We start from the raw sequence: 11,724 nt of genomic DNA, 5'->3' as shown, positions 1-11,724 counted from the left end.
AGCTTAGTTAGTTCTTTGCCATGTGGCGGGCTGCCAACATGCCGAACACGGCGGCGGGACCAATTGTGGAGCCGGGGCCCGGGTAGGTGTGGCCCATAACGGAGGCAGTGGTGTTGCCTGCCGCATAGAGGCCCTCGATGATGGTGCCGTCCTCGCGGAGCACGCGGGACACGGTGTCGGTCATGACGCCGCCCTTCGTTCCCAGGTCGCCTGCCACCAACTTGTACGCCGTGTAAGGGCCCTTTTCGAAGACGCCGAGCGAGGAGTTCGGGCGAACCGTCGGGTCGCCGTAGTAGCGGTCGTAGGCCGAGTTGCCCCTGCCGAAGTCCTGGTCGATACCGGTGCGTGCGAAGCCGTTGAAACGCTCAACGGTTGCGCGGAGGTTACCCGGGTTGACGTTGATCTTCCGAGCCAGCTCGTCGATGGTCTTTGCCTTGTGGAGGAGACCGTTCTCCTCCATGCCCTTCATGACACCCGGCATGATCGAGAACGTCCGGAAGTAACGCTTGTTGTAGGGGCCGGCCGTCAGGAACCAGTAGTCGCCACCGCGGTCGTGATCAAGCATATGGTGCCCGAGATCAACATAGGACTCGGCTTCATTGGCGAAACGCTTGCCCTGAGCATCGACGATCATCGAGTAGGGAAGTGCGCGCTCGCCCACGAGGAAGGACGGGTCCGCTTCCGCGCTGTAGGGGGCTAGCGAGCCACCCCACCAGGCGTCCTCCATGTAGTCGATAGCCGCACCGAGTTCCATCGCCAGCTCGATGGGTTGACCAACGTTACCGGGAGCACCCGAGGTATATCCCCTAACGTTCTGGTACCTCTGACGCCATTCCTGATTGGACTCGAAGCCGCCAGCGCCCAGCATGACGCCCTTGCGTGCGCGCAGAACGCGTTCACCAGCACTGTCCTTGACGCGAACACCGACAACGCGTTCACCTTCCACCTCGAGGCCAACCGCCGGAGTGTTGAGGTACAGCGGAACCCTGCCCTTGATGAGAACGGCCTGGGCGAAGTGCGCCATGAGGGCGCCACCGATACCGGTGAGCTTTTTACCGGTCACCAAGCCGCCGAGGGTGCGGAACACGAACTCGGCTCCGCGAACAAAACCGGCCGGGGTCGACCAGGACCGCCCGAGCAACCACACGTCATCGGTGCGGATCGGTAGCGGCATCGCGTTGCGCTGCGTATCCGACCAGGTGCCATTCTTCTTCAGGTCAAAGTTTGTTGCTTCGATCGAGCGACCGATCTTGCCGCCCGGAAGCTCCGGGTAGTAGTCCGGATAGTCCTTGCCTCGCATGAACGACATGCCGTGGTTCTCGGCAGTGCGAACGAAGTCCTCAATGCCATCAACGTAGGCTTCGATTCGTTCCCGAGAGGAGGCAGGCCCGGGCTTACCGATTGTCTGCTCCATGTATTCAATAGCTTCTTCGCGCGAATCTCCCGCACGGTCGCGCTTCATCAGCGGGTTGTTCGGTAGCCACATGCCACCGCCCGACATAGCGGAGTTGCCGCCCCACTGGTCGGTGGACTCCACCATGACCACGCTCAGTCCCTCATCGATCGCCCCGAGAGCGGTCGCGAAGGCCGCGCTACCGCTGCCGACGACGACAACGTCGAAGACCTCATCCTGCTTTGCTGGCATTACGTCACCTCATTGTGTTGTGCTTCCCTAACCGGACATGGTTGTCCGGTTAGGTGTATGGTTCGATACTAATGAGGGAACCGCGTTTGTGCGAGTATTTTCTGGAAGAGATCCAAACCAGGCGTGAAGTCGCTGGACACGGGCCCACGAAACGTGACCTGATCGCGCCAAGGAAGGCGGGATCGCAACGGCCGAGAAAGCCAAATCGGGTCTTGGTCATGGTGTGACGCACGGTGAGAGAGCAACTGTTTGGTAGGTTCTTGAAGTAGTTCGGCCTTAACAGGTCCGGAATCGAGAGCGAGTGAACTGGTGGGTGCCTGAAATGGAGTCACCGAAGGGAGTCGGTATGGGGACACGCAAGCCGAACCGCGGGCCCGCCGCGACGGCTTCGAACCGTGCGGCGCTCATGTCGGCGGCGCGTTCCATCTTTGCTTCGAAGGGCTTAAGCGCACCGCTTTCCTCCATCGCTAAGAAGGCAGGCGTAAGCCAGGGAGTGCTGTACCGGCACTTCCGTTCGCGTATGGACCTGGTGGTAGCTGTCTTTGACGAGAATATGGAAAAGGTAGATCGGGCGCTCGCGGACAAGGCGGCGGACGAGCTCGGGTTCGATGCTGCGTGGCGAAAACTTGTCGAACTGACCATGAGCGACGTGGCCTTTATCGAAACTGCCGTGCACTCGAACACCGACCCCCGTATCCATCAACTCGGTGTTGATATTCGGAACATCCTCAACCCCCTTGTCGCGGAAGCCAAGGAAGCGGGCAGGTTGAAGGACGAGACGACGGTTGAAACGCTCTTCCTGGCGCTCCGCGCCATCTACGGCCTTGTCGCAACGAACGGCGAGGGGATGGCACCGGTGGGGGACCAGGTCGCGGAGCTCCTTGCCGGACTGGGGCTCAGCGTTCGATAGCGGGGGCCGAGGAGACTCGTGGCCGGGTGGATCGGTGGCCGTGGCTTTACGAAGGCCTGTGCGCCGACATGACCCATTGCAGAGCCAGCCTGTCGGGATTCTCCCTGAGCCGGAATGTGTCGCCGTCACGTTCCATGAGGTGCGGCCAGGGGCACCATGCTGAGTAGTTTGTTTCCTCGAAGGAGTCGATGACTAGCCCGGTGTTGAGAACCGCGGTGAGGATTTCGCCGATCGAGTGATTCCACTCGTGGCTTTTTGTGTGCTGAATCCGGGGAGCGTGCTTGGCGTCGATGTAGCTGCCGTCGTCCTCCCAGGTTTGTGGGGCCCTTTGCTGGAAATAGGGTTGCTCGATTTTGAGCCCCTCGCTCACGTCCTCGCCGATTGCCATGAACATCGGGTGATCATCGCGGATGATGAACCGGCCGCCGGGCATTAGAAGGGAATGGACAACCCGTGCCCACTCGTCAACATCCGGGAGCCAGCACAGGACACCGAGGGAAGTGTAGACCAGATCGAAATCCTCCGTGACGGCCCTCCGCGCGTCGTAAACGTTTGCCTGAACAAAATCGATTTCTGCTCCGGCACGGCCGGCGATTCTGTTGGCGCGCCGGAGTGACTCGGGGAGAGATCCAGTCCAATGACATGCTCCGCCCCGAGCCGTGCGAGGCTGATCGTGTCGGTTCCCAGGTGGCATTGAAGGTGAAGAACGGACTTCCCGGTCAGGTCACCAATGAGGTCTCGGTCTTGTGCGACTTCTGGGGTGATGTAGGCGGGATCGGATACGAGTTCGTCAATCCCATATCCTGCTGCCTCGTGGAGACGTGCGCGATCATCCCAGTTCAACTGGTTTTCTCTGAACCATGATTCGTTCACCATTATCAGTCACCTCGTGGATAAATGCGGTAGCCCGGTTTGGCGTGACCGGTGAAAGTTTCGTAGAACGCCTGAGCATCATCGGTGAGAAGATCAAGCCGCTGTGCGCCGCACCTGTCGTAGACCTCTTCGACAAGCTTTCGGGCGATCCCGATACGACGATAGGCAGGGTGAATAATCAGCTGGGCAAGGTACCCCTGGGCAATACCGTCGGAGAGAGCCTGGGCGAAACCCGCAATTGTCCGTGTAACGCTATTGATGGCAACGATGGTTGCCACCCCGGGTGCCGCGCACCCGACCTGAGCTACCTCCGGATCGGCGTATGTTTTCCATCCCTCGCCGCGACACAGTGCCGATATTTGTTCCGCATGAGAGGGAACGAAATCAACGATCTCGATCGGCTGACTTTGAGCCCAATCATCGCGTTGAAAGAAGAGTGGATCGGGCGATGATTGGGGATCGGATGCGTCTGCCGAGGAAGATTCTGGGTTCTCGGTGGACGTTGCAGGAACGGCTTTTGTCTGCCCTGCTTGGGGAGTGGCTGGCGCCCGGACCGAGAAGTCATCGCATTCAGGATCAAAGAAGGCTTGTTCGGCTAGGTACGTAGCGAAGTCGGTGAGTGAAAAATCGGTGCTGTTCGCGCCGGTGGGAGTGGTGTAGTTAATGATCGCGGTAAGACTCTGGCCGGAACGGGTCACTGTGATCTGTGCCCGCGGCTCTGTGCCGTCCAGAATCTCGTAGGATCCGGGGGCCAGGCTCCCGTGTTCCGCAGCACCCGCACCGGGCGCAGAATCGAGGCGAATCATAAAAGTGGTGGCTGCCTCCATGAATCCAGCTTAGTGACAGGAATGATGCAAGGGGAGAGGCAACTTACAAGTCGACTGGGAGAGCCTACCTTCGGCCAACATGGTCGAGGGGCACCGCGGTTGCTGAAACCAGGGTCCATGGCAGTTTTGCTTGCGGGAGGAGTTGCAGGCGAAGGGTGGAGCCAGGGGTGGAAAACACAGCGGTAACAGGAAAGCCGCGATTTCTCGCGGCTTCTCACTGTGCCTCCGATCGGCGTCGATCCGATGACCTTTCGATTTTCAGTCGAACGCTCTACCAACTGAGCTACAGAGGCTTATAAGATTGCCCGGCATAGCCGGGCAATCTGCGACCCTGACGGGACTTGAACCCGCGACCTCCGCCGTGACAGGGCGGCGCGCTAACCAACTGCGCTACAGGGCCAAAGAACACTGATGACCTAAGTCGTACCCCGAACGGGATTCGAACCCGTGTTACCGCCGTGAAAGGGCGGGGTCCTGGGCCGCTAGACGATCGGGGCCAGTCTTCCTGGTTACTGTCTCCGCTCCGTTTCCGTAACTTCGACAGCCAGATAAGCATACTGAGAAACTGACAAGAAATGCAAAGCGATACCTGTGTCCTTACTCACGGGGCGATTTGTCAGGAAATGTCTATCGAGTCGGGAGCTATCTCTGACTAGTCTGGGGACTATGAATTCCTTCGCGATCACCAGTGTTCTCGCCCGTGTCACGGACCCTGAGGACCCCGTTGAGGACCCCACGGAAGAAGGCACGGTCGACACTCCGCTAGGGGAGACGGTCGACCAGGCGGTGACGGTGACATTCGATGTCGTCAACGTTGTCCTTGCGACTCTCGTCGGCATAGTCATCGGCATTATTGTCGCGGTTTTACTCGGGGCTATTGCCCAGATGATTGCTCGGCGGCACCCCATTGTGGAACCTTCGATTGGTCCGACCAGACGGCCCTTTCAGTTAACGCTGGCCTTAGTTGGTGGCTGGATAGCGTTCGGGATTAGGACCGAAGTGGGCGCCGGTGAAGTCGAGCCCGAATGGCGGAACCCGATCATCCACGCCGGGCTGATCCTGATGATCTTGGCGGCCACGTGGTTTGTGGCCAGTATTGTGGTGGGCTTCGAAGCGGCGGTGGTCAAACACGTTGAGCGGACCGGCACAAAGCGGGCGAAACGAATTCAAACCCAGTTCCAGATTGTGCGCCGAGTCCTCGTTGCAGTGGTCTGGACCCTCGGCATCGCCGGTGTTCTTATTACGTTCCCGACGGCCAGGGCGGCAGGCGCGTCGATTCTTGCCTCCGCCGGTATTATCTCCGTGATCGCCGGTCTCGCCGCCCAGTCCACGCTCGGTAACGTGTTTGCTGGATTGCAGGTGGCGTTCTCCGATTCGCTCCGCGTTGACGATGTTGTCATCGTCAACGGCGAATACTGTGCCGTTGAAGAAATCACGCTGACCTATGTTGTTGTCCGAGTCTGGGACGGTCGGCGAATCATCGTGCCTTCCAGCAAGCTCACAACGGAAACGTTCGAGAACTGGACGAGACGAGATCCCCTCATGATGGGGAAGGTGTACTTTGACCTGGACTGGCGGGTTCCCGTTGATGCGATGAGGTCCGAAATGAACAGGGCCCTTGAATCAACAGAACTCTGGGATGGTAGAACCGCTGTCCTTCAGGTTGATTCGGCCGAGAATGGTCGAGTGCGCATTGCCCTTCTGGTGTCGGCAAAGGACTCTCCAACTCTCACGGACCTGCGTAACTTTATTCGCGAGCACATGGTCAAGTGGATCCAGAAGAGTGTGCCGCGGGCGCTGCCCTACGAGCGTCACCTGTACGCAACGATCGACGATCTGGCGAAGGCAATCAGTGAATACCCGGACCCGGAAACCTTTGTGGACCAGGAAGAGGAACCGATCCCTCCCAGGCCGAAGCGCGCCCCGCAGGCAACCGACCTGGAGGAAACCGTGGTTCTGCCCACAAACTACCTGCCGTTCCGGAAGCCCATTACCGAACGTTCCCCGCTCGAACTTTCGGAAGACGAACTGTCAGCGACTCCCATAACCGCCGGTGTTTCTACCTCCCAGGTGCGACCCGGCCACGAAGCATCGATCTTCAGCGGCTCACCCGAGGCTGAGGAACTCGCTAAGGCTTTCGCCGGGCCCGGTGAGGACGCTATCGCGGAACGCGAACAGAGAGCTTCACAACGGAACGCAGTGGACGGCGATGAGACCCTGGACGAGAATCAAGAAGAAACTGCCGGCTCGATAGACTCCGACGAGAACGCAAACCCGGATGACACCGAGCAGAAGCAGCCCGGCACTCCCGCGGCAGCTACCGTAACCTCGGCAGGACCGGGGAAAGCTAGCGCTAACTTCACCGACGAAACGACTGAACAGGAGCCCGTTTCCGACCCCGCCGCCGAGGCGGAGGAACAGGCACCCGACGAGGAAGACGAGAAGAAATGACCGAACAGAATTTCCTGACACTGACCGAGGGCGAATGGCGCGAGCGTCTTGATCCCATGTCGTACAACGTCCTGCGCGAAGCCGGCACCGAGAGGCCAGGAACGGGCCGCCTGCTGAACGAGGAACGCACCGGATCGTATGCATGTAAGGCTTGCGGAGCCGAGCTCTTTGCTTCGGACACCAAGTTCGATGCTCACTGCGGATGGCCGAGCTTCTACGAAGCAAAGGACGGCGCTGTGACCTTCATTGAGGACCGCACTCTTGGGATGGTCCGCACCGAGGTTCGTTGCGCCACCTGCGATTCGCATCTGGGCCACATCTTCCCCGATGCTCCGCAGACCCCGACCGGCAACCGCTACTGCATGAACTCGGTGTCGCTTACGTTCGAGCCCTCGGATGGTGGTGACGTTGTCGAGGGATAGCATCCGCGTCCTCTCGCTCAACCTCCAACAGGGAAAACCCCGAGAGAACTTCGTGGAAGGGCTTCGCGAACTCGGGGAGCTCGAACCCGATGTTGTCCTCGTCCAAGAGGCCGACAAGGGCTCCCTATTCTCCGGCAGGGTGGACCACACCGGCCTGGTGGCGGCCGCCTGCGGCCTTGGTCATCACGCGTTTCTCCCCGGGAGGAGCACGTGGGCAACAGTCCTGCCGCTCGTCAGCCCACAGGGTAGGAAGATCGGGGAGCGGGGAACCGGAATCGGTATAGCTTCCCGCTTTCCGGCCACGTGGCATGCTCACCCACTCAACACAAACAGGCCGCTTCACCGCATGAGGGGAATGACGGTGGACATGGACCAGCCCCGCCAGGTCCTTGCCGGGGTTCTGGATTGCGATGAGAAAACCCTCACGGTGGCAACCACGCACCTGTCCTGGCAGTTCGGCGTTGGTGTCGACCAGCTCCGACAAGCCGAAACCTTCCTGCAGAACCTCCCGGGGCCGTGGGTGCTCGGTGGTGACTTCAACATGAGGAAAAACGCCTCAATCTGGCCCAGCCTGGTGGACGGCCCAACCTATCCAGCCCACGAGCCCACGTTCCAGATGGACTACATCGTCTCCGACCTCATCGCCACAAACACCTCAATCCACAAGTTCTCCTTTTCTGACCACCGGGGCGTTCTCGCAGAAGTATCGCTCAGGTAAGTTCCCAAATCACTGGGCAAGGCGCGCTTGATCCGCCGCCCTGGGGTGAAACTTTGTTTCGCTGTCCCCAAAATGTCCCCATGTACAATGCGAAGCTTCTGGATGTCTCCAAAATCTCCCCTTTCGCGATGCTTTTCTCCTGTCACGTGAACGTCTCTGGCAAAGCCATCTCCGTTGGGTCCATACTGGCGGGGTGAAGAATGTTTCTGCCATGTTGCTGTCGGGCCTATCCCAGTACGTGGGCGCCTCGATTGCCGTCGGCCTCTTCACGATCGTTTCCGGCCTCTCCGTCGGGTGGGGGAGGATCGCTTTCGCCGCCATTCTCCTGCTACTGTGGCGACGCCCCTGGTCCTACCCGGACAAGGGCAAAGCCGTGCTTTTCGGCTTGGCGCTCGGGGGCATGAACCTGCTGTTCTACCTGTCAATTGCCCGTATTCCTCTTGGCACCGCCGTTGCTCTCGAGTTCCTTGGCCCCGTTGTCCTCGCCGCGACGGCACGGACGAAGCGAACGACCGTTGCGATTCTCTTCGCGTTTCTCGGCGTTTTCCTGATCTCCTGGATCGGCCTTGACCCCAATGAGCCTGGCGTGGCCCTCGGTATTGGCTTTGCTCTTGCCGCAGGTGTCGCGTGGGCGCTCTACATGACTCTGGGAAGCCGGATGGCGGGGAAACCCAACAACGTTGACGGACTGGCTATCGGCATGGCAGGGGCGGCTCTTGTCTACAGTCCTTTGGCGCTCGGGGAGTTCATCGAGGTCAAGCCCGATGTGGCATTCTGGCTGACACTCGCCGGGGTTGCCGTGCTCTCCTCCGTCGTTCCCTACGTTATTGACCAGCTTGTTCTGCGGGACGTACCTGCAACGATTTTTGCCATTCTGAACTCGATTCTTCCCGCCATGAGCATGGTGGTGGGTCTCGTCATGCTGCAGCAGGTACCGACCTGGGGTGAGGTTGCCGGACTGGTCTGCGTATCGATTGCGGTCCTCATTGCGACATATCGACCAAAGCCCCCAAAGCTTGTAGAACGGTAAAAACTAACCCTGCAAATTGGCTAATTTTTGGATAATTTTGGATATTTGTGCAGGTGAATGCGGAAATTCGTGAAGTAAGCCTCTAGTGTGTTCTCCGGTGGAACTGTAAATCGCAGCTTCCCAAATTCAGGAGGTACATACACATGGGTATCATCGGAACAATTGTTGTTGGCGCCATCATCGGCGTCCTTGCTCGCATCCTCATGAAGGGCGATCAGAACCTTGGTGTCATCTGGACCGTAATCCTCGGTGCTGGCGGTGCCGCACTTGGCTGGTGGCTCGTCGAAGGCCCCATGGGCTCTGATTCGACCATCCTCAAGTGGATCGTCTCAATCGTCATCGCAATCCTTCTCATTTCCGCCTACCTGGGCATCACCAACAGGGGTGCACGCAGGTAACGGCGAAAAGCGCGTCAGCGCGAACTAAGTAGCGCGAGGATAACCTCGCAAAACTGTGGGAAGCGGGTCGGGAAACCGGCCCGCTTCCCATATGTTCGCCAACGGGTCGTGTCCTAAGCTCTCAAAGCATGCCGACCAGGATATTCCCCTGCAGGACAAAGGGCTGCAGAAAATAACGACACACTTTCTGACACTCCACCCACACTTTCTGAGTCTTCACCCGCGAGTGCGGGCCAAGACCAGTTTGCGAAGTACTTCTGGGCCGTTATCTGGATGCGTCGAGCGAGTGCCCGGTGTGGGGAGGGGAGTGGCACATGGGTTGCGCACTCCCCAAGAAGTCTTTCCCCCGGCTCGCATATCGTTGCAATACCGGGGAAAGCGGGGGTAGGCCCCGTGGGATTCGAATGCACGGTATCCGCGATTCGTAGAGTGTTGTGCTGGTGCGGAAAAATCGGCGTAATTGGCGTTATATCAATGTTTACTCGCTGTCTGTCCCTAGGCCCGTGTATGATGGAATATGACAGGAACGGGCGTAGTTGTTCGCCGCTTGTTCGCCGGATGTTCGTCGGGATGAGGTATCAGCAATGGTAAAGCGTCGTGGGTTCGGAAATATCTACCGCACTGCCAGCGGGCAGTATGTTGCCCGATTCGCTCACCCGGACAAGCCCTACAGAGACAACGGTGCCCGGAATTGGGTGCCAGCACCGTACACGTTCGAACGGAAGACGGAGGCCCAGCTCTGGCTGGATGCGCAGCGGACCGACATTCAACGCGGGGTGTGGAAGTCCCCAGAGCAACTAGTCCGCGAGCGCCTCGAGGCCGAAGCGCGATCTAAACGGGATTCATTGTCGTTTGGTCAATATGCCGAAGAGTGGTTGATAGCTCGGAAGCTGACACCCGCGACCAGGTTCGCGTACGAAAGTAATCTACGGACACACCTGCTTCCCCGGTGGGCCGATGTTGCGCTCAAGGCGATTACAACGCCTGAGATCCGGACGTGGCTTGCGGAGCTTGCACCTAATGCGCCGGGAGCTCGCAAGAAATCAGCTGAGCTGTTCCGGACGATCATGAATACTGCTGTCGATGATGAGTTGATCCCGGTCAATCCGTACCGGCGAAATATGCTCGGCACGGTGGCAAGCCCGACACCGACGCGGCAAGTGGTGAAACGACAGACAAGGGCCCTAAGTTTGGCCCAGTTACATGCGCTTGCCCACGAAGTTCCCGACTATCTGCGGACCCTAGTTCTGCTCTCTGGACTATGTGGGCTGCGTTCGGGGGAGGCTCGAGAGCTGCGAGGTAAGGACGTGCAGACTGCCGACGTGTCGGGCACCGTGTACGTCTCAATCGTCCGTGCAGTGTCGGGACAGGGCAAAGCTAAGGTTGTGGGAGTGCCGAAGACCGAAGAATCTATACGGGTAGTGGCTGTCCCGGACCAGATCTCTAATGATCTTCTCGAGCTGAAAGAGCGGGCGGGCGATGAGGGCCTATTGTTCCGGTCGGTCACGAATCCTGCTGAGCACATTCCCGAGACAACCTATCGGCTGAATATGGTTCGAGCTGGGGAACGGCTCGGGATAGGGCCGGTGTCGCCTCATGATCTACGTCGAACGATGGTGACGAACGCTATCGATGCCAGGGTGCCATTGCCTGACATTCAAGCCACGGTGGGACATGCGACGGCCTCAATGACGATGCGTTATGCTCGGTCCTCCCAGGAGCGTCGCGATAAGGCGATGCTGGTCATGAATGAGGCGTACAAGAATCACAACCGGGAGGCTAGTGTGTCCTCCCTCGATGAGAGGCGGGGCGCGTGAGCCCGGAAGTGCCTTTGACGCATGTCTGGCGTGCTGATCGGGATAATCCGGTGCATGAGGTAGTAGTAGTGTGCGACCGGGACGGGCGCGGATGGCATGAGCGATACGGTGAAACGGTCCTGGGTGTATTTACCTACTGTCTGGTAGATCGTTCCAGGGGGACGATAATACGCTCGAATGGGTGCCGCGACCTTATATCTCTCGAAAGACTGCTGCGCAAACCGCTAGCGAGGTGTTAGTTCGTGGCGGCAGGACGTTGCGTAGTGAAGATGCGACGACGATGTTTAGGGCGCGATTCAAGCTCACTGTTGAGCAACTTGAATCGTTGCATCCGAACGTTAGTAAATTGGTGCCTGCTGGGACTGTGACCTTCGCTGTGGTTGGCAACCATGACTATTTCAGCATCTACAACGCTACGGACAGTTTTGTTGCCCGGGCTTGGCGCTCATCCCCCACTGTAGAAATAGCGGGGAGTGAACATAAATGGGCTACTGCTGATTGGTCAGGTTATTTAAACTTGGTTGACTCGGATGAGGATCCCGATGTTCCGGAGTTTCTTGACAAGGTACTTCTTGAATATCTGTTCCGGTGTAAGTGTGGTCGGCGAATACGGCCACTCGAGTCAACTGCAAC

The 11,724-nt window shown here is 58.8% G+C and carries 10 protein-coding genes, 3 tRNA genes and 1 pseudogene; 7 read left to right on the top strand and 7 right to left on the bottom strand.

Annotation, left to right across the window (positions count from 1 at the left end; translation table 11 throughout):
• Positions 1 to 7 precede the first annotated feature (7 nt).
• A complete protein-coding gene (locus EJ997_RS07985; RefSeq protein WP_126704082.1) occupies positions 8 to 1,645 on the bottom strand; it encodes an FAD-binding protein in 1,638 nt (545 codons plus the stop codon).
• Positions 1,646 to 1,991: 346 nt separating this feature from the next.
• On the opposite strand from EJ997_RS07985, the gene EJ997_RS07980 reads away from it, so the two are divergent.
• Positions 1,992 to 2,555: a TetR/AcrR family transcriptional regulator gene (locus EJ997_RS07980; RefSeq protein WP_126704081.1), complete on the top strand. Its 564-nt coding sequence runs from the start codon at positions 1,992 to 1,994 to the stop codon at positions 2,553 to 2,555.
• A 46-nt stretch (positions 2,556 to 2,601) separates the two neighbouring features.
• Here EJ997_RS07980 and EJ997_RS13490 read toward each other — a convergent pair whose 3' ends face one another.
• The 6 genes and pseudogenes from EJ997_RS13490 to EJ997_RS07955 all read right to left on the bottom strand — a co-directional run bounded on the left by EJ997_RS13490 (position 2,602) and on the right by EJ997_RS07955 (position 4,752).
• Entirely contained in the window at positions 2,602 to 2,949 is a 348-nt protein-coding gene (locus EJ997_RS13490; protein ID WP_228201663.1) for a hypothetical protein, read from the bottom strand.
• 75 nt (positions 2,950 to 3,024) lie between these two features.
• A pseudogene (locus EJ997_RS13485) lies at positions 3,025 to 3,249 on the bottom strand (class I SAM-dependent methyltransferase); the annotation flags it as partial.
• A 184-nt stretch (positions 3,250 to 3,433) separates the two neighbouring features.
• Positions 3,434 to 4,255 (bottom strand): GNAT family N-acetyltransferase, encoded by an 822-nt coding sequence (locus tag EJ997_RS07970; RefSeq protein WP_126704080.1) that lies wholly within the window; start codon positions 4,253 to 4,255, stop codon positions 3,434 to 3,436.
• A 220-nt stretch (positions 4,256 to 4,475) separates the two neighbouring features.
• Positions 4,476 to 4,548 (bottom strand) — tRNA-Phe (locus tag EJ997_RS07965).
• Positions 4,549 to 4,581: 33 nt separating this feature from the next.
• Positions 4,582 to 4,655, bottom strand: a tRNA-Asp gene (locus EJ997_RS07960).
• Positions 4,656 to 4,679: 24 nt separating this feature from the next.
• Positions 4,680 to 4,752: transfer RNA gene (locus tag EJ997_RS07955), tRNA-Glu, on the bottom strand.
• A 169-nt stretch (positions 4,753 to 4,921) separates the two neighbouring features.
• On the opposite strand from EJ997_RS07955, the gene EJ997_RS07950 reads away from it, so the two are divergent.
• From EJ997_RS07950 to EJ997_RS07925, 6 genes are all read left to right on the top strand, one after another.
• Positions 4,922 to 6,706 (top strand): mechanosensitive ion channel family protein, encoded by a 1,785-nt coding sequence (locus EJ997_RS07950; protein ID WP_126704079.1) that lies wholly within the window; start codon positions 4,922 to 4,924, stop codon positions 6,704 to 6,706.
• Positions 6,703 to 7,128, top strand: a complete 426-nt coding sequence (msrB, locus tag EJ997_RS07945; RefSeq protein ID WP_126704078.1) for a peptide-methionine (R)-S-oxide reductase MsrB — start codon at positions 6,703 to 6,705, stop codon at positions 7,126 to 7,128. Before EJ997_RS07950 ends, msrB begins: the two co-directional genes overlap by 4 nt.
• Before the next feature lie 52 nt (positions 7,129 to 7,180).
• Complete coding sequence (locus tag EJ997_RS07940) at positions 7,181 to 7,846, top strand: endonuclease/exonuclease/phosphatase family protein (RefSeq protein WP_164719889.1); 666 nt, start codon at positions 7,181 to 7,183, stop codon at positions 7,844 to 7,846.
• 193 nt (positions 7,847 to 8,039) lie between these two features.
• A complete protein-coding gene (locus EJ997_RS07935) occupies positions 8,040 to 8,876 on the top strand; it encodes an EamA family transporter (protein ID WP_206501608.1) in 837 nt (278 codons plus the stop codon).
• Between the two features lie 143 nt (positions 8,877 to 9,019).
• The gene (locus tag EJ997_RS07930) at positions 9,020 to 9,274 is read left to right on the top strand and encodes a GlsB/YeaQ/YmgE family stress response membrane protein (RefSeq protein ID WP_126704076.1); all 255 of its coding nucleotides are present in this window, start codon (positions 9,020 to 9,022) and stop codon (positions 9,272 to 9,274) included.
• Between the two features lie 584 nt (positions 9,275 to 9,858).
• A complete protein-coding gene (locus EJ997_RS07925) occupies positions 9,859 to 11,091 on the top strand; it encodes a tyrosine-type recombinase/integrase (protein WP_126704075.1) in 1,233 nt (410 codons plus the stop codon).
• Positions 11,092 to 11,724: the final 633 nt, after the last annotated feature.

Source organism: Flaviflexus ciconiae (assembly GCF_003971195.1).
Classification (GTDB): Bacteria; Actinomycetota; Actinomycetes; order Actinomycetales; family Actinomycetaceae; genus Flaviflexus; species Flaviflexus ciconiae.
This window is presented reverse-complemented; position numbering and strand designations above follow the sequence as displayed.

Coding starts and splice junctions, on each gene's coding strand:
- EJ997_RS07985 (WP_126704082.1), bottom strand. CDS start 1,645: ATGCCAGCAAAGCAGGATGAGGTCTTCGACGTTGTCGTCGTCGGCAGC.
- EJ997_RS07980 (WP_126704081.1), top strand. CDS start 1,992: ATGGGGACACGCAAGCCGAACCGCGGGCCCGCCGCGACGGCTTCGAAC.
- EJ997_RS13490 (WP_228201663.1), bottom strand. CDS start 2,949: ATGTTCATGGCAATCGGCGAGGACGTGAGCGAGGGGCTCAAAATCGAG.
- EJ997_RS07970 (WP_126704080.1), bottom strand. CDS start 4,255: ATGGAGGCAGCCACCACTTTTATGATTCGCCTCGATTCTGCGCCCGGT.
- EJ997_RS07950 (WP_126704079.1), top strand. CDS start 4,922: ATGAATTCCTTCGCGATCACCAGTGTTCTCGCCCGTGTCACGGACCCT.
- msrB (WP_126704078.1), top strand. CDS start 6,703: ATGACCGAACAGAATTTCCTGACACTGACCGAGGGCGAATGGCGCGAG.
- EJ997_RS07930 (WP_126704076.1), top strand. CDS start 9,020: ATGGGTATCATCGGAACAATTGTTGTTGGCGCCATCATCGGCGTCCTT.
- EJ997_RS07925 (WP_126704075.1), top strand. CDS start 9,859: ATGGTAAAGCGTCGTGGGTTCGGAAATATCTACCGCACTGCCAGCGGG.